Raw genomic sequence first — 26579 nt, forward strand, 5'->3', positions numbered from 1 at the left:
GAGAGAAAGGGGCGATGGTTTGTGAGTCCAATTATTCATACTCATCAATTGCGAGTGCGCTACGGCGAAACCGATCAGATGGGTGTGGTCTACCATACGAATTACTTGAACTGGTTTGAGGTGGGGCGAACAGAGTTGATCCGCCAAGCGGGACTCACCTATCGCGAGCTGGAGGAAAGAGGCGTGCTTTTGCCGGTTACGGATGCCGCCATTTCTTACAAAAAGCCTGCTCGTTACGATGATATGGTGGAGATCAGGACGCGGGTCAAAGAACTGACTGCCGTTCGCCTGACGTTTGCTTACGAAGTTATTCGCGTGTCGGATCAGGAGCTGCTTGTGTCGGGGGAGACGATGCACGTCTTCACGAACAGCGAGCTTAGACCGATACGCCTGGCCAAAACGGAGCCGGAAGTTTACGCTTGGCTGGATGCCCAGCACAAAGGAGGGGAATAGCATGTTGCGCTTTCTCGTGATCCTGTTTGTGATCGGATTTGGTTTGGAGCTATGGGGATTGATTACAGTAGGTTCGCTGATCGGCGGATGGAACACCGTTTTGCTGGTCATTGTTACGGGGCTGTTGGGCGCTTGGCTCGCGAAGCAACAAGGGGTTCAAGTGTTTCGCACGCTTCAGTTCCAACTGTCTCGCGGGCAGATGCCGACAGAGACGATCATCGACGGTGTGCTGATCTTGGTTGGCGGCATTTTGCTCTTGCTCCCAGGGTTTGTGTCGGATGTGATCGGTTTGATTTTTCTCATCCCTTACACCCGGATGATGCTGCGGCACTTGCTGAAGCAATGGCTGTGGTATTTGATTTCTTCGGGACGGATTCGCTTTTTGTTCCGTCGCTAAGTCGCTAGGTAGAAGACAGACAGGTTATGGCAAAAAAAGAACCGCTTCGAGCTTTGCCCCAGCAGGCAGCTCGCAAGCGGTTTTTTCTTTAGGTGCGTTTTCCCTTGATGTACATCCAGATGTCGACGAACACATTGGCTTTGACCAGGGCGTTGATCAACACGAGGGAGACGGGGCCGATGATCAGTCCGAGGAACCCGAACAGCTGCAACCCGACGAACAGGGCGACCAGCGTGAGCAGCGGATCGAGGCCGACGCTCTCTGCTACAACCTTTGGCTCGATGATCTGGCGGAAGATGAGCACGACAGCGTACAAAATCGACAGACCGATGACCATGGTGTAGTTGCCTTTGAAAAACATGTAGATGATCCAGGGAACGAAAACGGTTCCCGTGCCGAGATACGGCAGGAGATCAACCAATCCGGTAATCAGGCCGATCGTAATCGCGTATTCCACGCGCATGATCAACAGTCCGATGATCACGATTGCCGCAGTCAGGGAAATAAGCGTCACCTGAGCTTTGATGAACCCGAACAAAGCGGCGCGCAGATCGCGGAAAATCTGGTCCAGGCGATTGTTGACCCCGCTTGGCAAAAGGCGGCGGAAGCGAGATTCCCAGAGGAAGAAATCTTTTGAAATAAAGAAAGCGCCCATGATGGAGATGACCGAGACGGTAGCCATGTTCGGCAAGGAGACGAGCAAGTTTTTCAAGCCGTCCAGGAAGCTGACAATCAGATTTTGTCCGGCGTGTGTGATCGAAGTGATGCCGCTGCCGACCGTGTTGCTGATTTTGTCCTTGTAGTTCGGATCAAGCTGGTCGTAAATCCATTGAACCTGGTTGTAGATGCCGAGCAAGAAGTCTTGGGAAATCGTCCGCTGCAAATACTCGGACAGCTCTTGGGCAAACACCGGCAGCCGTTTTGCCAGTTCGCCGATCTCTACGACCGTTTCCGTTACGACCAGGGTAGCCAGGCCGATGGCGAGAAGCATCAGTACAAGCAGGGCGATCGTAACCGACAGCCAGCGGGGAATTTTGAACTTTTTCGTGATGAAAGTGACGGGTCTGTGGATCATGAGCGCAATGACTAAAGCGATTATAAATGGGTACAGTAATGGTGTTGCAAACTGAAACAGCCAGATTCCTACATAAACAAGCAGGCATACCCAGAAAAAGCGAATGATCTGAAAGACGCGCTCCACCCAGTTTTCCTGATTCAAAAAGGTCTCCTTTCTGCCAAAAAACAGCAACAAATGCTTATGGAACTATTATGCAGCAATCGGGACAAATGGAGCAAGCGCGCGAAAAAACAAAACTGGGTTTCATCCTTTGAAACATTTTTTCGCCAATCTTATTCACAAAATCGCAATAATCTTTTATAATTGGGTCGACTTATAGTGGATTCTTTTCTCTCGCCTCTCCCCCTTGGCATGCTCAAGGATTTGCGTGGATATATTTCCTGACAAGAGTGGTGGATGAAAGAAACCGCTGCTATCAATTTCTTTAAGAAGAGGTCGTTTATCAGTCACGAGGACAAGCGAAGGACTGGATAAGCACTATTACTTGAGTGGAAAAGGAGAGGGAGTTCTATGACAACAACACGTGGACTTGAAGGCGTCGTTGCCGCTCAATCATCGATCTGTTCGATCGTCGATGGGGTTCTTTGCTATGGCGGGATCAACATCGATGAGTTAGCAGAACATGCAACTTTTGAAGAGGTTGTATACTTGCTCTGGCATGGAGCGTTACCGAAGCGTGATCAGCTGGACGCTTTGAAAAAACAATTGGGTGAAAATGCAGCAGTAGCAAAAGAAGTGCTGGAAAGCATTCGCCATTACCCAAAAGGCGTGCACCCAATGGCGGCGTTGCGCACAGCTGTCTCTTCGTTAGCGCTCTACGACACAGAAGCGCAAGATATGTCTCCTGAAGCCAACTATCGCAAATCCATCCGTCTGATGGCTCAAACTCCTACTCTGATTGCTGCTTACGAGCGCATGCGCAAAGGATTGGAGCCAATCGCTCCTCGTGCAGATTTCACCATTGCCCAAAACTTCCTTTACATGCTGACTGGCGAAGAGCCAACAGAAACAGCTGTGAAAGCGTTTGATGTTGCGCTGGTTCTGCACGCAGACCATGAGTTCAATGCTTCTACTTTTGCTGCTCGCGTAACCGTTGCGACCCTGACAGATATCTACTCCGGTATCGTGTCCGCAATCGGCACGCTCAAAGGCCCTCTGCACGGCGGCGCCAATGAAGCGGTTGCGAAAATGCTGGTGGAAATCGGCGGACTCGACAACGTGGAATCCTACATCCGCAGCAAGCTGGACAACAAAGAGAAAATCATGGGCTTCGGACACCGCGTTTACAAAGATGGCGACCCGCGTGCGAAATGGCTGAAGCAAATGTCTCAAAAGCTGACGGCGCAAATCGGCCGTCCTGAGCTGTATGAAATGTCCGTGAAAATCGACAACATGATTACATCGGAAAAAGGATTGAAGCCAAACGTTGACTTCTACTCCGCATCCGTGTACATCTCTCTCGGCCTAGAAACAGACCTGTTCACACCGATCTTTGCCATCAGCCGCATGTCCGGTTGGACGGCACACATCATGGAACAGTATGAAAACAATCGTCTGATCCGTCCTCGCGCGGATTACATCGGTCCGGTCAACCAACATTACGTTCCGATTGACCGCCGCTAAAAACCCGCTATTTTCGAGCGTGGAGGGCCGTGTGCAGCCATGCTGACCAGCCCTAAGTGCAAGCTTGAGAACTACCACAAGAAGTGGTAGTTCTCCTACGTCTGGAAATATTCATAATCACCCAATATCTTCAACACTGGAGGGATTCTTGTGTTCAAAAACCTTACTCAACCAACTGCTGGTGAAAAAATCACCGTAGATAACGGCAAACTGGTCGTTCCAAACAACCCGATCATTCCTTTCATCGAGGGTGACGGTACTGGCCCTGACATCTGGAACGCTTCCGTTCGCGTTCTGGATGCAGCAGTAGAAAAAGCGTACAACGGCGAGAAAAAAATCGCTTGGTTCGAAGTGTTCGCAGGCGAAAAATCGTTCAACCAATACAACGAGTGGCTGCCAGAAGATACGCTGACTGCTGTTCGCGAATACTTGATCGCAATCAAAGGTCCTCTGACTACACCAGTAGGCGGCGGTATCCGCTCCATCAACGTAGCGCTGCGTCAAGAGCTGGATCTGTACGCTTGCGTGCGTCCTGTTCAATACTTCGATGGCGTTCCATCCCCTGTCAAACATCCTGAATTGACAGATATGGTGATCTTCCGCGAGAACACAGAAGACATCTACGCTGGTGTTGAGTGGGCAGAAGGCACTCCAGAAGTGAAAAAAGTAATCGACTTCCTGCAAAACGAAATGGGCGTGAAGAAAATCCGCTTCCCGGAAACTTCCGGTATCGGGATCAAGCCTGTTTCTAAAGACGGTACAGAGCGTCTGGTTCGCGCAGCGATCAACTACGCGATCGATAACAAACGCAAATCCGTTACCCTCGTACACAAAGGCAACATCATGAAGTTCACCGAAGGCGCGTTCAAAAGCTGGGGTTATGCAGTGGCTGAAGCAGAATACGGCGACAAAGTGTTCACTTGGGCACAATACGACCGCATCAAAGCAGAAGGCGGCGACGCTGACAAAGCGCAAAAAGAAGCAGAAGCAGCTGGCAAAATCATCGTAAAAGACGTGATTGCTGACGCGTTCCTGCAACAAATCTTGACTCGTCCGGCTGAGTACGATGTAGTAGCTACCCTCAACCTGAACGGTGACTACATCTCCGACGCTCTGGCTGCACAAGTAGGCGGTATCGGTATCGCTCCAGGAGCGAACATCAACTACCTGACTGGTCATGCGATCTTCGAAGCAACACACGGTACAGCTCCTAAATACGCTGGTCTGGACAAAGTGAACCCATCCTCCGTGATCCTGTCCGGAGAAATGATGTTGCGTCACTTGGGCTGGAACGAAGCAGCTGATCTGATCATCAACTCCATGGAAAAAACCATCTCCGCGAAAACAGTAACGTACGATTTCGCTCGTCTGATGGATGGCGCAACTGAACTGAAATGCTCCGAGTTTGCTGACGCGCTGATTCAAAACATGTAAGATAGAGATAGTTTGGCAACTATTTACACTTACAGTTTGGAGGGGAGTTAAGTCATGGCATTCAACCGTAAAAAAATCGCTGTTATCGGTAGTGGCTTCACTGGTGCAACCACAGCATTTATTTTGGGGCAAAAAGAATTAGGCGACGTAGTTTTGGTTGACATTCCGCAATTGGAGAACCCGACAAAAGGGAAAGCGCTGGATATGATGGAGTCTTCCCCTGTGCTTGGCTTCGACGCCCAGATTACAGGTACTGCAAGCTACGAGGATATTCAAGGCGCTGATCTGGTGATCATCACCGCAGGCATTGCCCGCAAGCCAGGCATGTCCCGCGATGACCTTGTAAACACCAATGCAAGCATCATGAAGTCGGTTGCGGAGCAAGTGAAGACATATGCTCCCAACTCGATCGTGCTCGTCCTTTCCAACCCCGTTGATGCAATGACTTACACTTTCTTTAAAACGTCCGGCTTCCCGAAAGAGCGTGTCATCGGGCAGTCCGGCGTGCTGGATACGGCGCGTTTCCGTACCTTCGTGGCCATGGAGCTGAACGTTTCTGTTGAGGACGTGACAGGCTTCGTGCTCGGCGGTCACGGCGACGACATGGTTCCGCTGGTTCGCTACTCGTATGCGGGTGGCATTCCACTGGAAACGTTGATCCCGAAAGACCGCCTGGACGCCATCGTCGAACGCACCCGCAAAGGCGGCGGCGAGATCGTCAATCTGCTTGGCAACGGCTCCGCTTACTATGCGCCGGCTGCTGCTCTCGTACAGATGGCGGAAGCGATCATCAAGGATAAACGACGTATCCTTCCATCCATTGCGCTTTTGCAAGGCGAGTACGGCTATCAAGATATTTACCTCGGCGTTCCGACCCTTCTGGGTGCAAACGGAATCGAGAAAGTCATCGAGCTGGAACTCACCGCAGAAGAAAAAGCCGCGCTCGACAAATCGGCCGACTCGGTGCGCAATGTCATGGCTGTATTGAAATAGTTTGTCTGATCGGAATACGAAAGACGCCTTTCTTCGTGAAGGGCGTCTTTTTTCATGCCAAAGCCGATTTCGAGGAATACTACAGTCCAAAGCAAATTTCATGCCCAGAGTAGCCTGTCGCTAAACACCTTTACAAAAAAATTACTTGTCTTCCGGTTTCAGCATTGGCAGACTGAGTAGTGTAGAGAGAAGAAACAAATCAGAGGACGAAGGTCTGCAACATTCAATCTGTAGCATCGCATTGGTAGGGGGAAACGGACAAAATGATCAAGGTTTTGGTAGTGGATGACGAAGCTTCTATCGTGAAGCTGCTGCAATTCAATCTGGAAAAATCGGGATTTCAGGTCGTTACTGCATTTGATGGCAGACAGGCATTGGATATGGTGAAAAGCGAGCAGCCTGACTTTATCATTCTCGACTTGATGCTGCCAAAAATGGACGGCATGGATGTCTGTAAAACATTGCGGCAGGAACGCATCAATACGCCGATTCTCATGCTGACCGCAAAAGATGACGAGCTGGACAAGATTCTCGGCCTGGAGCTTGGGGCTGACGACTACTTGACCAAGCCATTCAGCCCGAGAGAGGTAGTGGCACGCGTCAAAGCCATTTTGCGACGAATCCAATCGACACCGGAAACGGCTACTGCTCCTGAAGACGTCGTGCTTCAATTTGGCGACATCCGCATCTATCCGGAAAAATATGAAGTGTTTTGCAAAGACGCCAAAATCGAGCTGACTCCGAAAGAATTTGAGCTGCTCAACTACTTGGCCAGCCACCAGGGACGTGTCCTGACGCGCGATCAACTGCTGAATGCCGTCTGGAACTACGATTTCATCGGCGACTCGCGGATTGTGGACGTACATGTGAGCCACCTGAGAGAAAAACTGGAAGAAGACACGAAAAATCCGCGCTACATTAAAACAGTCCGCGGCTTGGGATACAAACTGGAAGGATAACAGGAGGCACGACCTTGACTCGCTTTCGTATCAAACTCACCTTCACTATCTTGGGATTAATCTCATTGGTTCTCCTTTTGATGGGAATGTACTTTGCGAAGGTACTGGAGAACTCTTACCTGCAATCTTTGCATGAGCTTTTATCCCGCGAGTCCAAGCTTGTTGCCCAGGCTGTTCGCTTCCCGACGGTTTTTGACAATCAGGTTACGCTGGCGGATCGCGTCAAGCAAGTGGCTCCTTCCGACGAAGTCCGCCTGACGATCATCAACCGCGAAGGTCAGGTGCTGTACGACAACTCCTCCCATGTAGAGGAGATGGAAAATCATCACGACAGGCCGGAGATGAAGGCTGCGCTGCGGGGCGAAACAGGCATTTCCCGCCGGTTCAGCGAGACGCTCGGCTATGACATGATGTACGTGGCGGTGCCAGTCGAGCAAGGCACAAACATTGTCGGGGCTGTTCGCTCCGCCATGTCGATGAAAGACATTACGGACACGATTCACAACATGTGGTACAGCTTGCTTACAGGGCTTTTGGTCACACTGGTGGTCGGCTCCATCGTGGTCTCACGCATTTCTTTTTCCATCATCCGTCCGATTGAGGAAATCACCAGGGTAGCCCGCAACATTACCCAGCGTCAGTACGAGAGCCGGGTACGGATCAAGGCCAAGGACGAGATCGGTCAGCTCGCCGGGGCGATTAACTTCATGGCTTCCAGCTTGGAGCAGCAAATGTACGAAATCTCCGAGAACCAGCAGAGGCTCGCCGGGGTTTTGACCAACATGACGAGCGGTGTGATCTTCATATCGGAGCAGCGCAGAATCATGCTCGTCAACCCTGCGGTCGAGAAGCTTCTCGGGACGGCTGGGCATGAGCTGGTAGGCAAGCTGCACATCGAGGCAGGCAAAAGCTTTGGACTGTCCCAGTACATCGACAGATGCCTGGACAAGAGCGAGAAGTTTCGGCAGGAGGTTCACATTTACTACCCGCAGGAACGCGTGCTCGACGTCAATTTTGCCCCGTACATCAATTTCAAGGGCGAGTCGCGAGGAGTAGTCGTCGTCCTGCATGACATCACGGAAATCCGCCGTCTGGAAAAGATGCGCAGCGACTTTGTCGCCAACGTGTCGCACGAGCTGCGCACGCCGATTACGTCGATCAAAGGGTTTACCGAGACGCTGTTGGAAGGCGCGATGCAGGATGAGGAGACATGCCGCAACTTCCTGCAAATCATTTCCGATGAAAGTGAACGGTTGTACCGGATGATCCGCGACATTCTCGATTTGTCCAAAATCGAGCAGAAGCGCATCCCGCTGCATCTCAGCCACGTGCACGTACAGGAGCTGATCCGTTCTGCGGCCGCGATCATGCACGATCAGGCGCAAAGAAAGCAGCTGAAAGTGACGCTGCCGGAGAGCCAGCCGGACATTTGGCTGATGACGGACAAAGATTGCCTCCAGCAAATCGTGCTGAACCTGATGACAAACGCGATCGCCTACACGCCGGAAGAGGGCGAGATCACGATCAGGACAGAAGCGGACGACAAGCAGATCACCATTCAGGTGGCAGATACAGGGATCGGCATTCCGGAAAAAGACCTGGCAAGAATTTTCGAACGGTTCTACCGGGTGGACAAGGCTCGCAGCCGCGATTCGGGCGGCACAGGGCTTGGTCTGGCCATCGTGAAGCATCTGGTCGAAAACCTGCACGGCCAGATCAAGGTAGAGAGCGTGGAAGGAAGAGGCTCCACCTTCACAGTCATCTTGCCGCTCACCTGAAATATTTACACAAACAAAATAGTAGCTTTACCCGCAGACTACAATCCCCTTGTACTATTTGTCGTGTCAGACAAATGAAGGGGGACGAGGAACATGTCGCGGCACGCTTTCGAAGAGCAGCTGGATGTACTGCATCGCAAACTCATGTCCATGGGAACATTGGTTGAGGAAGCGATTCATAAATCGATTAAAAGTTTGGTAGAACGGGATGTCCATCTGGCGGAACAAGTGATTGCGGCCGATCCGGTTATCAATGAGCTGGAGCAGGAAATACAGAGCGAATGCTTCCGCCTGATCGCCTTGCAGCAGCCTGTCGGGAGCGATCTTCGCCGCCTGGGAACCATGCTGAAGCTGGTGACTGATCTGGAGAGAATGGGCGATCATGCCGTGTCCATCTCCAAGACGACACGTCGCCTGATGGCGGAGCCATACGTCAAGCCGCTGATCGATATTCCGTTGATGGCGGATCATGTGAAAGCGATGGTGAGGGATTGCCTGAATGCCTATATCGCTCGCAACAAAGAAGCGGCAGAAGAGATCGCTGCGCGAGACGATATTGTCGATAAGCTGTTCGCCACGATCTTCCGTGATCTGATCGAGGTCATGACGAAAAATGGCAATGCGATTTCCCAAGGCACGCATCTGCTCCTGGTGGCGCAATATTTGGAACGGATTGCCGATCACGTCACGAACATTTGCGAGTGGATCATCTACATGTCCACAGGCAAAATGACGGACTTGAACAAATAGGATCGAGGACGCTCAAAGCTTTTGCCAGCGGGCGCTCTGGATACGGAATAAAAGTCGCTGTGAGCCGTTCGCGCTTGCAGCGGCTTTTTTCCTTTTTCCTGTCGTGACAGATGCCCATTTCCTCCTCGCTGCATACAATACATCGATCCGATCCATTTTCGATCAGTGAGTGACTGGAGGGAATGTGCATGGCTAAAAAAGTGCGTCACATATACGCTGCGGGCAACACGGCGCGAGGATACAAAACATTTTACGACTCGGTCCTGCAAGGCATGGAGCGCGTATACATCCTGTCAGGAGTGGTGGAGGGGGTTACATCGCCGCTCATCGAGACGATTGGCAAGGAGATGTCTCGCAAGACCGATCAGGTGGAGTGGATTCATTCACCGTTCGTGAACGGGCAGTACGATGGTGTTGTCTTTCACGAATGGCGGGTAGCGATTATGGACGGCAGCTATCCCCGCATCTGGAGACCGGCTGCGCCCGGCGTTACCGAGATTCACGTCAACTTGCAGTCGGCGCTCGATACCGATCAGCTGGCTTTGTACAAAAGGCATATCGCGGCGTGGTACGAAGAGATTTTCCAAAAGAGCGAAGAAGCTTATCAGGCATTCGGGGAGGCGCTGCGCATCCACGATGAATGGGAAGCCCCTTACATCGAGAACCTGAACCGGGAGGCAGCCAATCTCGTCACGCAAGAGGTCGTGGAGCTGTTTTTCGGAGAGGAAAAGCAGAACAAGCGGGCGCAGGTGCGCAGAATGTACCTTGGCGCCGCCACTCCGAACGGTCCGGTGGATCACATCATGAAGCTGACCGATTCGCTGCAGAAGCGCTATTTCATCAAAGGCCGGCCGGGATCAGGCAAGTCGACCATGCTGAAAAAGCTGGTGACAGAGGCGGAGAATCGCGGCTTCGATGTGGAGGTATACCACTGCGGACTTGACCCGCACAGCCTGGACATGGTGATTGTGCCGGAGAAAAGCGTGGCGATTTTTGACAGTACGGCTCCACACGAATACTTCCCCAGCAAAGAAACAGATGAAGTGATCGACATGTACGCACGGGCGATCGACCCTGACACCGACGAGCTGTATCACGATGAGCTGGCTGAGATCAAGTCGCGCTACACGCAAAAAATCAAGGAAGCGACAGCATCGCTTTTGGCTGCCAAGGAACTGCGCGATCAGCTGAACAATGTGTACGCCGAACTGGCAGATGAGTCCAGGCTCAAAGCGGTTGCCCAAGCGATCATGAGCAGGCTGGCGCGGATGGGATAAACCAATATCGACCCGAATGAAACCTGTTCGGCTGCTCATACTACAAGAAGGAGGTGAGCGGCCGGATGGGTTTTGCTTTGACGCTGGCTTTGCTGTTGCTAGCCAATCCCCTCGATCCGACCAACTTTTTGCACATCGAGTTGGGAGAGAAAACAGTAGCCATCCTGGACCGAGCGGATTATACCTTGCCTGTTGACGGTGTCCCAGTGGCAGATGACTACCGTTTGCAAAAAGTAATAGACGATGTCGCCAAACAGGCGTATGTGGAGCCGATCAATGCGACGATTAATGCGCAAGGGTCCATCGTTGCCGAGAAAAAAGGGCGCAAGCTGGATGAAGCTGCTTTTTTGCAGCAGTTTTACCAGTATTACTACGGCGAGGGCGCTTCGACTCTACAAGTTTCCTTCCAGGAAGTCCATCCAAAAGTGGACAAGGCTCTCATCAGCCAGGTCCGGAAAAAAGTGATCGGGCAGTATGCCACCTATTTCAATTCGCGGAACAAAAACCGCTCTCACAACATCAAACTCGCTTCCCAAGCGATCAACAACTACGTCGTCTTGCCGGGAGAGATTTTTTCTTTCAATAAAGTAGTCGGCCAAAGAACGAAGGAAAAAGGGTACATGCAGGCACCGATCATCGTCAGGGGAGAGCTGTCGGAGGGAATTGGCGGCGGGATTTGCCAAGTATCCTCGACTTTGTTCAACGCCGTGGACAAGGCTGGATTGCATATCATGCAGCGCTATTCCCATAGCAGAAACGTCGCCTACGTCCCGCCTGGCCGGGATGCGACCGTGAGCTGGTACGGGCCGGATTTTGTGTTTCAGAACAAATACGCCTACCCGATCATGCTCAGGGCTATCGCAGGAAACGGAGCGATGTATGTGACCGTGCATTCGTTTCCCGAGATTGAATACGAGCCTCGACATGTTCCAAGCGTGCGCCAGAACACACCGGAAGAAGGGCCAGCCAGCCCGGAAACCATCACGGAACCAACACTGCCTTGAGCTTGACGGGCATGTTGGTTTTTTTATTACCTAGTTAAAATTTAATGTAAAGAAATAGTTGCCACGGAATAAAAAAAGTCGTATAGTGTTTTCTGTGATAAAAATTTCGTGTCCGAAATATTAGTTAGGAAAGGAGTGCATCATGAACAAGCCGTTGCATATACGGGACTTGCTGAAGCGTCTGAACAAGACCTTCGCGACGATGGCTACCAAGGAACTGAGCAAATACGGTTTGACCGTTCCCCAATTGATGATCATTCGGCAAATTCATTGCGAGCCCAAAACGATCGGCCAGTTGAGCAAAGCTGTCGATTTGTCGTACAGCACCGTTTCCGGCATCATTGACCGACTGGAAAGGGAGCAGCTGGTCGAGCGAGTGCGTGATGAGAAGGACCGCCGAGTTGTCTGGATTCAGAAAACGGAGAAGATTACCGAACTGTTTGCCAAGGTTGACTTTTTCTCGGAAGAATTTTACAAGCGGATTTTCCATGGTTTTTCGGATGAAGACCTAGATGGCATTATTTATTCGATGGAAACGTTGATTACGAAACTAGAAGAGAGAGAAAGTTGAGGAGAAATCATGAAGCGAAAACTGGTTTTGTATGTCATTTTGCTCCTGTTTGTCGCAGGGGGCGGGGGCATCGGTTACTACTACTGGTATCAAGGTGAACACTACGTTACGACGCAGGATGCCAGAGTCGCAGGGGATATTTATCGGGTTATGCCTAAAATGACAGGCAAGCTGACCGGACTCGCTGTAAAAGAAGGCGACGCGGTTGTAGCAGATCAAATTGTCGGACAGCAAGATACGAGCAACCTCGCGACTACTTCGCTGGAAAACAGCGTCCTGCGTTCTCCGATTACAGGAACCGTGATCAAAACGCAGGCGAAGGAAGGCGAAATTGTTTCCACAGGGCAATCCGTTGCGCTGGTGATTGACGAGAGCAAGCTGTACATCTCCGCAAACCTGGAAGAAACCGAGATCGAGCGGCTGAAGCTGGGCCAAAAGGTAGAATTTTCGCTGGATGCCTATCCGGGCAAAAAACTGACTGGTCATCTGATGGAGATCGGAAAAGCGACCAACTCCACGTTTTCCTTGATGCCAGCCGTCAACACAAGCGGGAACTTCACCAAAGTCACCCAGCGTATTCCGATTAAAATTGCCATTGATGACACAGCAGGTCTTCATTTGGCTGCCGGTTTGAACGCCGAGATCAAAGTGCAAGTGAAGGAGATGTAATCTGGCATGAAAAAAACAGCTCAATGGAAGTCCATCGCCGCTGTCTTGATGGCGATTTCGCTCATTACAGCAGGCTGTAGCGATACATCCTCCGCGTCTTCCGGAGGCGAAAGCATTCCGGTTGTGAAGACATGGAAGGTGACACCTTCCCAGACAGGAGTCATTGCGAACGGTAAAATCGCCGCTTCGGATGAAATTCAGGTCGTGTCCAAAGTGTCCGGCAAAGCGGCGAGCGTCAACGTAAAAGAAGGCTCTGTCGTCAAGCAAGGCGATGTATTGGTTACGCTGGAGGCGGCAGACTATCAGCAACAAATTAATCAGGCGCAGGCGGCTATTGCCGGAGCAAGCGCCAAGCTGCGCGATACAAAAGCAGGCGCACGCAACGAGCAGCTCACACAGTTGTCGAGCATCGTGACGCAAGCGCAAGCCGGCTTGAAGGTGGCAGAGAGCAACTACAATCGCATGAAAGCTTTGTTCGATGCAGGGGCGCTGTCACAGGCTGAACTGGAAAGAGTCTCGCTCGATCTGGAAAAGGCGAGAACAGGACTGGAGCAGGCGCAAGCGCAGTACGATCTGGCAAAAGCAGGTCCGACCGCTGACACGGTTGCCGCGCTTCAAGCAGAGGTAAGCCGTCTCAATTCCAGCTTGGAGCTGGCAAAAAGCAGCTATGACAACACGATCATTCGCGCGCCAATCAGCGGCATCGTCGCGAAGCGTTCCATCGATCCGGGCGAAATGGCTGGAGCAGGCACGCCATTGCTCGTCCTCGTCAACATGGCTGACGTGAAAGTAGAGGCAAGCGTACCGCAAGATCAGATCAACAGCGTCAAAGTTGGCTCTGAAGTTGACGTAAAAGTCGGCAGCCTGGGCGGAAAAGTGTTGAAAGGTACAGTAGAGTTCGTCTCCCCGGTTTCTGACCCTAACAGCAGCTCGTTCCCGATCAAGGTGAAGGTGAGCAATCAAGAAGGACTGCTGCGCGCCGGGATGGTAGCTGAAGTGGCCCTGCAAGGTCAGGCGACCCAAGGAATGAAAATACCGACGACAGCTGTTCTTGCCAAAGAAAACAAGCATTACATCTACACCGTGGACAACGACGTCGTTCACCAGGTGGAAGTTTCTGTAGACAACGCCAGCGGTGACTGGACAACTGTGACCCAAGGTGTGAAAGACAACGATCAGATTGTTTTGAACCCGACAGACAAACTGTCCGAGGGCACCAAGGTGATCGCAAACTAACGGGGGTGATGACATGGCGGAAGCGGTGGCACAGCGGGAGGAAAAGAGCGGCAACGGCAGCATGTGGCTGTCATTGATCGCGATTCTCTCGGGAACCTTCGTTGCGATTTTGAATAACAGTTTGATCAACGTTGCCCTGCCCACCATGGTCAGTATTTTTGGCTCCACGACAGAGACCATGCAATGGGTTTTGACAGGATACATGCTGGCAAACGCCGTCATGATTCCGATGAGCGGTTCGCTGTCAGCCAAATTCGGGGCAAAGAAAATATTCGTCCTGTCATTGTCTGCCTTTACGATCTCATCCGTCCTCTGTGCGCTCGCCTGGAGCGATTCTTCCCTGATTGCGTTTCGCGTCGTGCAAGGGGTGAGTGGCGGGATGATCATGCCGATCGGGATGTCGATGATCTACATGATCGTTCCCCGGGAAAAGATCGGGATGGCTCTGGGGATTTTCGGGATTGCTTCGATGACGGCGCCTGCATTGGGCCCGACTCTTGGCGGTTACCTCATTGAGTTTTTGAGCTGGCAGTTTCTGTTTTTGGTCGGTGTTCCTTTCGGGATTTTTGCGGTAATCATGAGTATGGTTTTGCTCAAGGAAACACCGAAAAAACCGGAGTTGAAGTTCGACTTTCTCGGCGCTTTTCTGGCGATTGTCGGCTTTGGTGCCCTTCTGCTCGCGTTCAGTAAAGGACAGGCGGAAGGATGGACGTCCTTTTTTATTGTCAGTCTGTTCTTCGTTGCCATCACGAGCCTTGCGCTGTTCGTCTGGGTGGAACTTGGAAAAGAACAGCCGCTGCTTGACTTGCGCTTGCTGAAAATTCCTGTCTTTTCCATCAGTATTCTGACGTCCGGTTTTGTCATGATGGGGATGATGGGCGGGATCTTCCTGATGCCGATCTTCCTGCAAAACATTCAGGGGATGACGGCCATGGAGTCAGGAATATTGCTGATGCCGCAGTCGATTGCGATGGCAGTCATGATGCCGATCAGCGGCAAGCTGATGGATAAATACGGCATCGGGCCAATCGGACTGGTCGGACTGACGATCATGACCATCACGACTTATGAGCTGCACAATCTCGCGGCAGACAGCATGCATTCCTGGATGGACATGATTTTGACCATCCGCGGTGTGGGTATCGGCCTGTGCATGATGACGCTGTCGACGGTCGGGATGAACGCGGTGCCGCGGACGAGTGTCGGGGATGCTTCTCCGCTCTCGAACGTGCTGCGCCAGGTCATGAGCTCGTTCGCGATTGCGATTTTGACCGTGATCATGCAGGCGCGGCAAACGTTCCACATGTCTTCCATTGCCGACAACCTGAACTCGGATATGGCTACGCAGTTTATCGGCGGAATCTCCGGCTTGTACGTTCAGGCAGGGGTAGATACGGCGAGCGCAACAGGCGGAGCGAGCACGATCCTGTACGGGATGATGGCAAAAGAAGCGCTGGTGCAAGGGATCGGAGACACGTTCCTCGTCTCTGTCATCCCGATTGCCTTGTCGATCCCACTCTTGTACTTTTTGCATAAAAAACCGAAGAAAGCTCCACAGGCGCCCGAGCAGCAAAAGGCGGCTGCCTAAGAAGAAAGGGTCACTCCTGCAAGCCTTGTGTCAGGCTGCGGGGGTGACCCTCTTTTCATCCAGTCAGGAAGTAACCTTCCACAACCAGTACACGATCCTTCCGACGATGTAGCCCAAAAGAATCGTCCAGCCGATCTTGGCCCAGACGTTCAGTCCTTTGACAAATTCACGCAAGCTTTTTCGGTGTTGGGGGTGCTTGTTCACCTTGGGACACTCCTTTAGCTGGTTGGTTATAGCGAATGAACAAATAAATACCTGCGATGATGACAAGGCCGCCTACCCATTGCGGCACCGTAACGATCTCTCCCAAAATAAAGTAAGCCAGGATGGCCGTCCCGATCGGTTCTCCCAAAATTCCCATCGAAATCGTGGTCGTACTCAGCCACTTGATCACCCAGTTGAAGATCGAGTGCCCAAGCAAAGTCGGGAACAGGGCGAGGCAGAAAAACCAACCCCAGTCTTGCGCGGGATAGCCGACCAGCGGATAGCCCAGTGCGAGATCGTACGCCACGAGAATCACGCTCGTGGCAGAGTAGACGACGAGTGTGTAGGAGAACGAAGACATGTGCTGGCGGACGTATTGGCCGACCAGCCAGTAGCCTGTAACGGTCACCGCTCCGAGCAAGGCGAGGGCATCGCCAAAAAGAGCCATCCCCCCGACTTGAAAATCACCCCAGCCGATGACGAAGCTGCCCACGATCGCGAGCAGTCCGCCAGAGAGCGCGAGCAGCCGCACGCGTTCCCCGAAGAAGAAGTAACCGCCGATAAAGGCGAACAAGGGCTGCAACGTTACGAGAACCGTAGAACTGGCTACAGATGTGTAGTTCAACGATTCGAACCACAACAGAAAGTGGCTGGCCAAAAATGCGCCAGACAATAGACAGAGTAGCCACACTTTTTTGCTCATTTTTCCGATCTCGGCGATGGCACCGCGATTCCAGAGCAAAAAAGGAAGCGTGAGTACGACAGAAAAAATCAGCCGATACGTGGCGATGATCGGTGCAGGTGCACTGGACAGTTTGACGAAAATCGCGGACGAAGAAATCGCAATCACCCCGATCAACAGCGCGAGATACGGGGGAAAAGGCGGCTTTTCCAATGAATGATTCATGAGTACACCTTCTTATATCTGCTAAAAGTCACGATGTTCTCTATTGTAACGTCCGCCTGAAAAATTCACAATGTTATGCTTACCCAGTTGCCTGAAAGGTTTTTTTTCAATCAGGCAATCCTACAAGCATGAGATATCTACCTTTCTTTTTCCGTGTTGCTGTCCTGCTGTTCCTGTTCGTCGTCGTCAGTTTTCCGGCCCGGACAGAAGCGATCCCGCTGACTCCCATCCACATTTTGATTGACGTCGGTCACGGAGGGATTGATTCCGGCACGTCGTATGGCGACCTTTACGAAAAGGACATCAATCTGCAAATCGCCAAGCGCTTGTACGAGCAACTGACCAAAGCGGGGTACAGCGTCGCGCTCAATCGGTACGAGGATATCGCGCTGAGCGACGACAACCGCTGGCTGGGGAATCGCTCCCGGCACATTCGCGACCTGGCCCAGCGCAAAAACTTGGCGAAAGAAATGGTGCCGCAAATGATGCTGAGCCTGCACGTCAACTGGTCAAAAGATGCGCGCCGCCGCGGCCCTGTCGTGCTCTACCAGAGCAACGAGCAGAGCTACATGCTGGCGGATCTTTTGCAAAGCTCCCTCAACCGTCTGGCGAACACCAATGACAAACCAGTCAAAGGCAAAACGTACTACGTACTTCGCCACCAATACTGTCCGTCCGTCATTGTGGAAATGGGGTTTATCAGCAACGCGTCTGACCGACATATGCTTACCCATCCCCAGTCACAAGAAAAAATCGCCCAGGCGATCAGCGATGCCGTGAGCGAGTACGTGACCTTGACGGGAAATTTGAAAATGGAGGCGTCCACAGAAGAAAGCTGGTGGCAAGAGCCATTGATTGAGCAAATCAATGGCCGGATTGTTGAATAAGCTTCGAGATAGTTACAAATTCGGCCTCCTTCTGAATCCGCGGGATGTACTGGCGCAGAACGGAGGCTGTTTTCTTGCCAGGAGGGCCGACATGCCCGATCGCGATGCAAACCGGGTGGTTATCGATCAGCTTGCATATTTTCTCCATTTGTTTGGTGATGTGCGGCACGGTGTACTGGTCGTCGAGAAAAATCCGGTTTTCTGCATGGGGAACCCCCATTTCAGCCGCGACCTTGCCTGCGACGCTCTTGTCGGTTGTTTTGCTGTCCAGGTAAACCAGACCGCGCTCTTTGATGACGCTCATCACGATGCGCATGATTCGCTCGTCCGCCGTCACTTTTGAGCCCATATGGTTGTTCATCCCGATCGCGTGCGGCACGTCATCAATCGCCTTTTCCACGCGCTTGCGGATTTCTTCATCGGACAAATCCGTGGTGAGCGCCCCGGGGCCGAGCCAGGAGCGTTTGCCTTTTACCGGCTCCATCGGCATATGGACGAATACGTCGTGCCCTTTTTGGTGGGCAAGCTCCGCGTCCTGCTTCGTACTGGGCATAAACGGCATGACCGCAACCGTCAGCGGTACGGGCATGTTCAGCATTTCTTCTGTTCCCGCCATGTTGTTGCCAAAATCATCGATGACAAAAGCAATCAGGTGCTTTGGCTGTTCGGGCGAAGGCGTATCATTTGCCGTTGTCGCCGTGGAAAAGGCAAAACACGAGAGCAGAAGCGCTACAATCAACGGGATTTTTTTGAGCAGTTGCATGCAATCGCCTTCCTTGTCATTTTTTTCATAGTCTGTTCAACCATGCCCGTGTTTACCCGCGACATCTGCGGCTTGGCTTATGCAATCGCCCTATGTTACGATAAAAGATAGTAGTTTCGCCACGAGAGGGGTCGGATTCCTTGAGTCATTTTGTGTTGATTGATGGAAACAGTGTTGCTAACCGGGCGTTTTACGCGCTCCCTTTGTTGTCCACGTCAGCTGGACTGCATACGAACGCAGTGCTCGGTTTTACCACCATGCTGCTGAAAGTGCTGGAAGAAATGAAGCCAACGCATATCATGGTTGCTTTTGACGCCGGAAAAGTTGTGTTTCGCCACAGCGAATACGCAGAGTACAAGGGTGGACGCAGCAAGACACCACCTGAGCTGTCCGAGCAGTTTCCGCTGATTCGCGAGCTTCTGGACGCCTTTTCCATCAAGCGATTTGAGCTGGAGGGCTACGAGGCCGACGACATTATCGGTACGCTGACCAAGCACGCGGACGAGCAGTCTTGGAAAACGACCGTCATTACCGGGGACAAAGACATGCTCCAGCTCGTGTCCGATCACATATCGGTCGCGCTGACTCGCAAAGGCGTCAGTGAAATCGAGCTGTACACCCCGCAGGAAATTCAGGAAAAATACGGCCTTGCGCCGCTGCAAATCATTGATCTGAAAGGCTTGATGGGCGATTCGTCCGACAACATTCCGGGCGTTCCCGGAGTCGGCGAGAAAACAGCCCTGAAGCTGTTGCACGAATACGGCTCTGTCGAGAAGGTGCTGGAAAACATCGATCGCATCTCCGGCAAAAAGCTGCAAGAAAACTTGCGCGAGAACGTGGACAAGGCCAACATGAGCAAGGCGTTGGCGACGATTTTGCGCGAAGCTCCGGTCGAATTGCAAGTCGAAGAGACAGCGTACGACGGCTATGACGGAGCGCTCGTCAGCGATTTCTTTAAAAAGATGGAATTTAAGTCGCTGCTCTCCAAAATCAAAGTGGCACAGCCCGGAGAAGGCAGCGAGCAAGCAGAGGCGAAGCCGTTCCACTTCGAAGTGGTCACGGAAGAAAATGCCGACAAGCACGCAGACAAGCTGACCTCGCCAATGGCGCTGTACATCGAAATGGATGGGGAGAACTACCACCATGCGCCGATTCTTGGCTTCGGTCTGGCGTCAGAAGAGAACGTCCTGTTCGTACCGTGGGACGTGGCACGCGAATGGAAGGCATTCTGTACGTGGCTGGCTGACCCGGCGCAGGAAAAGTGGGCGTTTGACGGCAAGCGCGACACGGTCGGCCTGGCCTGGCATGAGCTGGAGGCAAAAGGGATCGGCTTTGACGTGTACCTCGCGTCTTATTTGCTCAACGCTGCGGAGAGCAACCCTACACTTGACAGCATCGCTTCGCAATATGCCCACGTACGCGTACTGTCCGAAGAAGAGGTATATGGAAAAGGAGCCAAACGGCTTGTTCCGGAAATGGATGTGCTCAGTGAGCATGTAGCGCACAAAGCCGCCGCGATTTGGCAAAGCGTGCCCGTCCTGCGCGAGCAGCTGGTGGAAAATGAAATGGTGGAGCTGCTCCGCGATCTGGAAGCGCCGCTCAGCATGGTGTTGGCGCAAATGGAGAAGCAGGGCATCAAGGTCAACAGCGAGCGCCTGGCACAGATGGGGGAAGAGCTGGACAGAAAGCTGGCTGATTTGACCACCCAGATTTACGACCTGGCTGGCGGTTCGTTCAACATCAACTCGCCGAAGCAATTGGGTGAAATTTTGTTCGACAAGCTGTCTTTGCCTGTGATCAAAAAAACGAAAACAGGTCCGTCGACCAGCGCAGACGTGTTGGAGAAGCTGGCACCGTATCACCCGATTATCGACGCGATCCTAAACTTCCGCCAGCTCGGGAAGCTTCGCTCTACGTACATTGAAGGCTTGATTAAAGAAATTCATACGAAGACGAGCAAGGTGCACACGTTGTACAATCAGGCCACTACCGCCACAGGACGTTTGTCGAGTACGGAGCCGAACCTGCAAAACATCCCGATCCGCATGGAGGAAGGCCGCAAAATCCGCGAAGCGTTCATCCCGTCCGAGGAGGACTGGTACATGCTGGCGGCGGACTACTCGCAGATCGAGCTGCGGATTCTCGCCCATATTTCCGGCGACGCCAATCTGATCGACGCGTTCCAAAAAGGGATGGACATTCATACGCGGACAGCGATGGACGTGTTCGGAGTGAGCGAAGACGAAGTGACTTCGCTGATGCGCCGTCAGGCCAAAGCGGTCAACTTCGGCATCGTTTACGGGATCAGCGACTACGGATTGTCGCAAAACTTGAACATCACCCGCAAGGAAGCGGCCGATTTTATCGAGCGTTACTTCGCCGTTTTCTCCGGCGTGAAACATTGGATGGAAGAGATCGTTCAGCAGGCCAAGCAGGATGGCTATGTGACCACTCTGCTGCACCGCCGCCGTTATTTGCCGGACATTCGCAGCAGCAACTTCAATCTGCGTTCCTTTGCAGAGCGCACAGCGATGAACACGCCGATTCAAGGGACAGCGGCGGATGTCATCAAGCTGGCGATGATTCGCATGCAAGAGAGTCTGGTGGAAAAAGGGCTGTCCAGCCGCATGCTTTTGCAGGTGCACGATGAGCTTGTGTTTGAAGTGCCAAAAGACGAGCTTGAGATCATGCGCAAGCTCGTGCCGGAAGTCATGGAAGGGGCGCTTGCGCTCGATGTTCCGCTCAAAGTGGACGTGAGTGACGGACGCAGCTGGTACGAAGCGAAGTAAGCAGGCGTGTCGCCGTAAACAATAGAGTAAGCAAAGAGACAGCGAGAGGAGGAGGCACCATGCCGGAGTTGCCAGAGGTAGAAACCGTTGTGCGCACACTGCGCAGTTTGGTGCTGGGAAAAACGATTGAGCGGGTCAGTGTCCATCTGCCCCGAATCATTCGCCAGCCGGATGATATCGAACAATTCAAGGCCCAATTGGCGGGACAAACGATTCAGGACATCTCGCGCCGGGCCAAGTTCATTCAATTTTTCATGGATCAGGATGTGCTGATCTCCCATCTGCGGATGGAAGGAAGGTACGGATTGTACCAGTCGGAAGAGCCGATGGAAAAGCACACGCATGTCGTGTTCCATTTTACAGATCAGTCGGAGCTGCGTTATCGGGACGTGCGCCAGTTCGGGACGATGGATCTTTTTCCAAAAGGAATGGAAACAGCGACCGGACCGTTGGCAAAACTGGGAGTAGAGCCGCTTGAAGAGAGCTTTACTCCCGATGTTCTCGCCAAGCTTTTGGCAGGGCGGTCAACAAAAATCAAACCGCTCCTTCTGAACCAGGAATGTATTGTCGGGCTGGGGAATATTTATGTGGACGAGTCGCTGTTTAAGGCAGGAATCCACCCGGAGAAGCCGGCAGGAGAATTGACCCGCGAAGAGGTCGAACGACTGCACGAGAGCATCGTCGCTACTTTGTCCGAGGCTGTCGAGCAAGGAGGCAGCTCCATCAAGTCCTACGTGAACGGCCAGGGCGAGATGGGCATGTTCCAGCAATCGCTTACGGTGTATGGACGGAAAAACGAGGCTTGCGTCCGCTGCGGAGCCGAGATCGTCCGCTTTGTCGTGGGTGGCAGAGGAACCCATATTTGTCCGGTGTGCCAGAAGAAGTAACATTTTTGCCGAGGGAGGAGGATGGATATGATTTTAGGATTGACAGGCGGGATCGCCACTGGCAAAAGCACAGTCACAGGGATGCTCAGAGAACGCGGGATTCCCGTGATCGATGCGGATCAGATTGCCAGAGAAGTCGTAGAGCCGGGGAAACCAGCCTATGAAGCGATTGTGCGTCATTTTGGAAGAGACATTTTGCTGGAAGACGGTCAGATTGATCGAAAAGGACTGGGAGAAATCGTGTTCTCAGACGAATCCGAGCGACAAAAGCTGAATGCCATCGTCCATCCTGAGGTACGGAGAGTCATGCGGGAGGAAGCGGAAGCAGCAGAGGCCAACGGGGCTGACATCGTGTTTATGGACATCCCGCTGTTGTTCGAGAGCAAGCTGCAACACATGGTCGAGAAAATCGTCGTGGTCTACGCGCCAGGCGATATGCAGCTCGCCCGCATGATGGAACGGGACGAGTTGGAAGAAGAACAGGCGCAAAAACGGTTGCGAGCGCAATTTCCGATTGACCAGAAGAAGCTGGAAGCCGACTTTTTGATCGACAACTCCTTTTCACGCGAAGAGACAGAGCGACAAGTGGAAGCCCTTCTCGCCGAGATTCGGGCGGAGCTGCGATCATGAAATCAGGCAAACGCGCAGCATTCATCCTGCTCGTCTTGATGAGCGTTTTTTTGCTGCAAGGCACGCCTATGGTTTGGAAGTGGATGTACCCGATCAAGTATCAGCAGGAAATTTTGACAGCAGCGATCAAATACAATGTGGACCCTTATCTCGTGTTGGCCGTCATCCGTTCGGAGAGTGGCTTCAAGACGGATCGCGTCTCGAAAAAGGGCGCAGTTGGCTTGATGCAAATCATGCCCGACACCGCTGAATGGATCGTCACTCAGGCCAAATTTCAACCGAAAGACGAGCAATACTTGTACGATCCGGTCATGAACATCGAGATCGGAACATGGTATTTGAACTTTTTGCTCAATCGGTATGAGGGCGATCTGATCAAGGTCGTCGCCGCCTACAACGCCGGCCCGGGAAAAGTAAACGGCTGGCTGACGACCGAGCAGTGGAGCGGGCACCGCGAGACGATTGAAGACATTCCGTTCGGAGAGACGCGCCAGTACGTGCAGCGAGTCCTCTATTATCATGACCGTTACAAGCGCATATATGACTTCCAATTGAGGTAAAAGCCGCTTCTCGTGTATGAGGGCGGCTTTTGTTCGTGTTTAGGGCAGGCTAAGAAACAAAACGGACAAAAAATAGGAGGGGAAAATCGTCCAAATATTTATTTTTCAGTAAAACACATTGATAATTGTGTTATACTTATTATAATGAAAGTAACAGATGAGCGTAACTTAATCGCGAAAGGGGTTTCTATTTATGACAATCAAAATTGGTATTAATGGTTTCGGCCGTATCGGGCGCATGGTATTCCGCCGCGCTATTCAGGACCCCAACATTGAAATCGTAGCGATCAACGCTAGCTACCCAGCGGAGACGCTTGCACATTTGCTCAAATACGATACCATTCACGGACGCCTGCAAAATAAAGTAGAAGTACAAGACAACAAAATCATCGTAGATGGCAAAGCGACAGTTGTCCTGTCTGACCGCGACCCGCTGAAACTGCCTTGGGGCGAACTGGGCGTGGAAATCGTCGTAGAAGCGACAGGCAAATTCAAAGACCGCGAAGGCGCTGGCAAGCACCTGCAAAGCGGAGCGAAAAAAGTAGTCATTACCGCTCCTGCCAAGGAAGAAGACGCAACGATTGTAATGGGTGTAAACGATTCCATCTACGACCATGCGAATCACCATATCGTGTCCAACGCTTCCTGCACAACCAACTGCCTCGCTCCTGTGGCAAAAGTGCTGAATGATGCATTCGGCATCGAGCAAGGCTTGATGACAACCATTCACTCGATTACGAACGATCAGGTAAACATCGACAACCCACACAAAGACCTGCGCCGTGCCCGCGCTGCTGGCGAGTCCATCATCCCGACCACTACAGGTGCTGCCCGCGCGGTAGGCAAAGTGTTGCCTGAGCTGAACGGCAAGCTGAACGGCTTCGCGCTGCGTGTCCCAACTCCTAACGTGTCGGTTGTGGACCTGGTGATCAACACGAAAAAGCCTGTAACGGTCGAAGAAGTGAACCGCGTGCTGCGCGAAGCGAGCGAAGGCCATATGAAAGGCTACCTGGAATTTTGCGACGAGCCGCTCGTATCCAGCGACTTCAACGGAAACGACAACTCCTCGATCGTAGACGGTTTGTCCACGATGGTAATGGGAACTAACCAAGTAAAAGTGATCGCTTGGTACGACAACGAGTGGGGCTATTCCTGCCGCGTTGTTGACCTGGTTCGCCACGTATCTGAGATGCACAACCAAACAACTGTGAAAGAAGCGGCTACAGCTGGTGTAAACTAAGTTGCTGCTATGGAGAACCCTCTGTCCCGATTGAACGGGCAGAGGGTTTTTTCATGACATGAGAAGGGAAAAGAAAAAGCTTCGCCGCAAGTGGACGAAGCCGGATAGCAAGTCACGAGGATTCGGATTCAGACAATCCACTGATGTTAAACAACTGGTCATCTTCGAACCCGATGATAAACAGCCTGATGTTCTCCTTGAGGTTGAGATCGTAAGGAGCGATGACATCGTTGCCGCGGCCGTCTCTCAGGATACGCACCGTTGGCCGATGCGAATAGTCCGGGTCAACACGGCTGACTACCCCTGTCTCGCCTGTATTGAGAACGACGCTGCTTCCGATCGGGAAGATGGCGATATGCTTGATAAAGGCGTTCACGAGATGGTGCTCGAACAGGTGACCGCCCGAGCCGAGCAAGTATTCGACGGCATCTTGCGGCATGTATCGTTTACGCCAAGGACGAGGCGAAGTCAATGAATCGTAAATATCGCAGATGCCCACGATTTGGGCAAATTCGTGAATCTGCTTTCCGACCAGTCCTTGAGGATATCCGCTTCCGTTCAGCCGTTCGTGGTGCTGCAAGCAGACGTGTGCGGACATCAAAGAAATGTCATGCTGCTTGCGGAGCAGATTAAATCCGAGCGTGGTATGCTGCTTGGCAATCTCTTGTTCTTCCGCGTTCCAGCGCTCTTTTTTCTGCAACAACTCTTCAGGCAAGCTGACTTTGCCGATATCATGCAGCATGGCCCCAACGCCCAGGTTCATCAGTTGTGTCCGGTTGTAGCCGATCGACATGCCGACGGCTGTCGCGAGCACGGCCACGTTGACCGAGTGATGATACAAGGACGGAGAGTGAGAAGAGATTGTCGTCAGGTGGCCGACCATTTGCTTGTTTTGCATCAGGTCGTCCAGAATGGAGCTAAAAGCCCGTTGAAAATGCAACCCCATCTCTTTCAAGGAGATTTTACGGGCGAGCTTGTTTGAGTTGGTGATCTGCTTGATCGTCTTTTCGATGACTTCGACCGCGATTTGTCTAGTCTGGGGGCGAATGACTTCCTCCACCACGATGTCTTCTGTACGCGGATCATCGATGTACACAGAGTCCACACCAGATCGCTGGAGCCCAGAAATCAAGCGCTCTGTCAATTGCATACCGACGCCAAGCAGCACTTTGCCATCTTCCGTGAAAACGGTACGGCCGAGCTTCATTCCCGGCTGGACTTGTCTTAAAGAAACTAAACGCATTGCAATCCCTCCAACAGTACCCATATTGTACTCCAAACGACTTATCATATAAATAGGTACAAGGATTGACTTGACTTCTGACTGGAATATGAGGGACACTGTAGACATGTATTGTCAATATTGGAGTTGATTCTGATATGCGTTGTCCATTTTGTGAATACAACGGGACTAAAGTCCTGGATTCGCGTCCGTTTAATCATAATAAATCGATCCGTCGCCGCCGTGAGTGCGAATCGTGCGAGCGTCGCTTTACTACATTTGAAATGGTCGAGGAGACCCCGCTGTTGATTGTGAAAAAGGATGGCACCCGCGAAGAGTTCAGCCGTGAAAAGGTGCTGCGCGGATTGGTGCGCGCCTGCGAGAAGCGGCCCGTTCCTTTGGAAGTCCTGGAAAATGTGGTAAACGACATCGAAAAAGAATTGCGCAGTTGCGGCCAGGCCGAGATCCCGAGCAACGACGTCGGGGAAAAGGTCATGGAACGTTTGTACCACGTAGATGAAGTCGCTTACGTCCGTTTCGCGTCCGTTTACCGCCAATTCAAAGATATCAATGTATTCATGAAAGAGCTGGAGGAGCTTCTGACGCAGGCGAGGGGCAGCCAGCCATCATCCCCAAAAGAATCATAGAGAAAGGCGGACGCGTCCGCTCCTATAGATTTC

The 26579-nt window shown here is 52.2% G+C and carries 26 protein-coding genes; 21 read left to right on the plus strand and 5 right to left on the minus strand.

Features of this window, described 5'->3' with window-relative positions; translation table 11 throughout:
* Positions 1-21: 21 nt before the first annotated feature.
* Together DEP07_RS11780 and DEP07_RS11785 are read left to right on the plus strand one after the other, a co-directional pair.
* Positions 22-453, plus strand: a complete 432-nt coding sequence (locus tag DEP07_RS11780) for an acyl-CoA thioesterase (protein ID WP_122962911.1) — start codon at positions 22-24, stop codon at positions 451-453.
* A gap of 1 nt (position 454) precedes the next feature.
* Entirely contained in the window at positions 455-850 is a 396-nt protein-coding gene (locus tag DEP07_RS11785; RefSeq protein WP_122962912.1) for an FxsA family protein, read from the plus strand.
* Between the two features lie 88 nt (positions 851-938).
* Here DEP07_RS11785 and ytvI read toward each other — a convergent pair whose 3' ends face one another.
* The gene (gene ytvI / locus DEP07_RS11790; protein ID WP_173596098.1) at positions 939-2069 is read right to left on the minus strand and encodes a sporulation integral membrane protein YtvI; all 1131 of its coding nucleotides are present in this window, start codon (positions 2067-2069) and stop codon (positions 939-941) included.
* Between the two features lie 369 nt (positions 2070-2438).
* Here ytvI and citZ point away from each other — a divergent pair, with 369 nt between their 5' ends.
* The 12 genes from citZ to DEP07_RS11850 all read left to right on the plus strand — a co-directional run bounded on the left by citZ (position 2439) and on the right by DEP07_RS11850 (position 15810).
* Positions 2439-3551 (plus strand): citrate synthase, encoded by a 1113-nt coding sequence (citZ, locus tag DEP07_RS11795; protein ID WP_063229179.1) that lies wholly within the window; start codon positions 2439-2441, stop codon positions 3549-3551.
* A 150-nt stretch (positions 3552-3701) separates the two neighbouring features.
* Positions 3702-4985 carry an NADP-dependent isocitrate dehydrogenase gene (gene icd, locus DEP07_RS11800; protein WP_122962914.1) on the plus strand — a complete coding sequence of 428 codons (1284 nt, stop codon included), beginning with the start codon at positions 3702-3704 and terminating at the stop codon, positions 4983-4985.
* Positions 4986-5039: 54 nt separating this feature from the next.
* Entirely contained in the window at positions 5040-5978 is a 939-nt protein-coding gene (gene mdh / locus DEP07_RS11805) for a malate dehydrogenase (protein ID WP_122962915.1), read from the plus strand.
* A gap of 263 nt (positions 5979-6241) precedes the next feature.
* The gene (locus DEP07_RS11810; protein WP_280648105.1) at positions 6242-6937 is read left to right on the plus strand and encodes a response regulator transcription factor; all 696 of its coding nucleotides are present in this window, start codon (positions 6242-6244) and stop codon (positions 6935-6937) included.
* 14 nt (positions 6938-6951) lie between these two features.
* On the plus strand, positions 6952-8715 hold the full coding sequence (gene pnpS / locus DEP07_RS11815) for a two-component system histidine kinase PnpS (RefSeq protein ID WP_173598435.1): 1764 nt from the start codon (positions 6952-6954) through the stop codon (positions 8713-8715).
* 93 nt (positions 8716-8808) lie between these two features.
* Positions 8809-9465: a phosphate signaling complex protein PhoU gene (gene phoU, locus DEP07_RS11820; protein ID WP_063229184.1), complete on the plus strand. Its 657-nt coding sequence runs from the start codon at positions 8809-8811 to the stop codon at positions 9463-9465.
* 188 nt (positions 9466-9653) lie between these two features.
* Entirely contained in the window at positions 9654-10742 is a 1089-nt protein-coding gene (locus tag DEP07_RS11825; RefSeq protein WP_122962919.1) for a PRK06851 family protein, read from the plus strand.
* Between the two features lie 65 nt (positions 10743-10807).
* Positions 10808-11746 carry a VanW family protein gene (locus DEP07_RS11830; protein WP_122962920.1) on the plus strand — a complete coding sequence of 313 codons (939 nt, stop codon included), beginning with the start codon at positions 10808-10810 and terminating at the stop codon, positions 11744-11746.
* 142 nt (positions 11747-11888) lie between these two features.
* Positions 11889-12317 (plus strand): MarR family winged helix-turn-helix transcriptional regulator, encoded by a 429-nt coding sequence (locus DEP07_RS11835; protein ID WP_122962921.1) that lies wholly within the window; start codon positions 11889-11891, stop codon positions 12315-12317.
* A gap of 9 nt (positions 12318-12326) precedes the next feature.
* On the plus strand, positions 12327-12986 hold the full coding sequence (locus DEP07_RS11840) for an efflux RND transporter periplasmic adaptor subunit (RefSeq protein ID WP_122962922.1): 660 nt from the start codon (positions 12327-12329) through the stop codon (positions 12984-12986).
* Positions 12987-12992: 6 nt separating this feature from the next.
* Positions 12993-14222 (plus strand): efflux RND transporter periplasmic adaptor subunit, encoded by a 1230-nt coding sequence (locus DEP07_RS11845; RefSeq protein ID WP_122962923.1) that lies wholly within the window; start codon positions 12993-12995, stop codon positions 14220-14222.
* A 13-nt stretch (positions 14223-14235) separates the two neighbouring features.
* A complete protein-coding gene (locus tag DEP07_RS11850; RefSeq protein ID WP_122962924.1) occupies positions 14236-15810 on the plus strand; it encodes a DHA2 family efflux MFS transporter permease subunit in 1575 nt (524 codons plus the stop codon).
* Between the two features lie 63 nt (positions 15811-15873).
* On the opposite strand, the gene DEP07_RS11855 is transcribed toward DEP07_RS11850, so the two are convergent.
* Together DEP07_RS11855 and DEP07_RS11860 are read right to left on the minus strand one after the other, a co-directional pair.
* Complete coding sequence (locus tag DEP07_RS11855) at positions 15874-16014, minus strand: hypothetical protein (protein WP_167470232.1); 141 nt, start codon at positions 16012-16014, stop codon at positions 15874-15876.
* Positions 15977-16921, minus strand: coding sequence for a DMT family transporter (locus tag DEP07_RS11860; protein ID WP_122962925.1), 945 nt, complete (start codon positions 16919-16921; stop codon positions 15977-15979). Before DEP07_RS11860 ends, DEP07_RS11855 begins: the two co-directional genes overlap by 38 nt.
* 128 nt (positions 16922-17049) lie before the next feature.
* On the opposite strand from DEP07_RS11860, the gene DEP07_RS11865 reads away from it, so the two are divergent.
* On the plus strand, positions 17050-17808 hold the full coding sequence (locus tag DEP07_RS11865; protein WP_122962926.1) for an N-acetylmuramoyl-L-alanine amidase family protein: 759 nt from the start codon (positions 17050-17052) through the stop codon (positions 17806-17808).
* Here DEP07_RS11865 and DEP07_RS11870 read toward each other — a convergent pair.
* Positions 17786-18571 (minus strand): divergent polysaccharide deacetylase family protein, encoded by a 786-nt coding sequence (locus tag DEP07_RS11870; protein ID WP_280648106.1) that lies wholly within the window; start codon positions 18569-18571, stop codon positions 17786-17788. The genes DEP07_RS11865 and DEP07_RS11870 overlap by 23 nt on opposite strands.
* A 140-nt stretch (positions 18572-18711) precedes the next feature.
* Between DEP07_RS11870 and polA the strand changes: the two genes are divergently transcribed.
* The 5 genes from polA (at position 18712) to DEP07_RS11895 (ending at position 24677) form a co-directional block, all read left to right on the plus strand.
* A complete protein-coding gene (gene polA, locus DEP07_RS11875) occupies positions 18712-21360 on the plus strand; it encodes a DNA polymerase I (protein ID WP_280648107.1) in 2649 nt (882 codons plus the stop codon).
* A 59-nt stretch (positions 21361-21419) separates the two neighbouring features.
* Positions 21420-22247: a DNA-formamidopyrimidine glycosylase gene (mutM, locus tag DEP07_RS11880; protein ID WP_173596101.1), complete on the plus strand. Its 828-nt coding sequence runs from the start codon at positions 21420-21422 to the stop codon at positions 22245-22247.
* A gap of 21 nt (positions 22248-22268) precedes the next feature.
* Positions 22269-22877, plus strand: coding sequence for a dephospho-CoA kinase (gene coaE / locus DEP07_RS11885; protein WP_122962930.1), 609 nt, complete (start codon positions 22269-22271; stop codon positions 22875-22877).
* Positions 22874-23437 carry a lytic transglycosylase domain-containing protein gene (locus tag DEP07_RS11890; RefSeq protein WP_122962931.1) on the plus strand — a complete coding sequence of 188 codons (564 nt, stop codon included), beginning with the start codon at positions 22874-22876 and terminating at the stop codon, positions 23435-23437. Before coaE ends, DEP07_RS11890 begins: the two co-directional genes overlap by 4 nt.
* Positions 23438-23630: 193 nt before the next feature.
* Positions 23631-24677 (plus strand): glyceraldehyde-3-phosphate dehydrogenase, encoded by a 1047-nt coding sequence (locus DEP07_RS11895; RefSeq protein WP_242772336.1) that lies wholly within the window; start codon positions 23631-23633, stop codon positions 24675-24677.
* A gap of 112 nt (positions 24678-24789) precedes the next feature.
* On the opposite strand, the gene DEP07_RS11900 is transcribed toward DEP07_RS11895, so the two are convergent.
* On the minus strand, positions 24790-25920 hold the full coding sequence (locus DEP07_RS11900) for an HD-GYP domain-containing protein (protein WP_122962933.1): 1131 nt from the start codon (positions 25918-25920) through the stop codon (positions 24790-24792).
* A gap of 137 nt (positions 25921-26057) precedes the next feature.
* On the opposite strand from DEP07_RS11900, the gene nrdR reads away from it, so the two are divergent.
* Complete coding sequence (gene nrdR / locus DEP07_RS11905) at positions 26058-26546, plus strand: transcriptional regulator NrdR (RefSeq protein WP_122962934.1); 489 nt, start codon at positions 26058-26060, stop codon at positions 26544-26546.
* Positions 26547-26579: the final 33 nt, after the last annotated feature.

Origin of the sequence: Brevibacillus sp., assembly GCF_003521185.1 — a bacterium.
In the GTDB taxonomy this organism is placed as follows: Bacteria; Bacillota; Bacilli; order Brevibacillales; family Brevibacillaceae; genus Brevibacillus; species Brevibacillus parabrevis.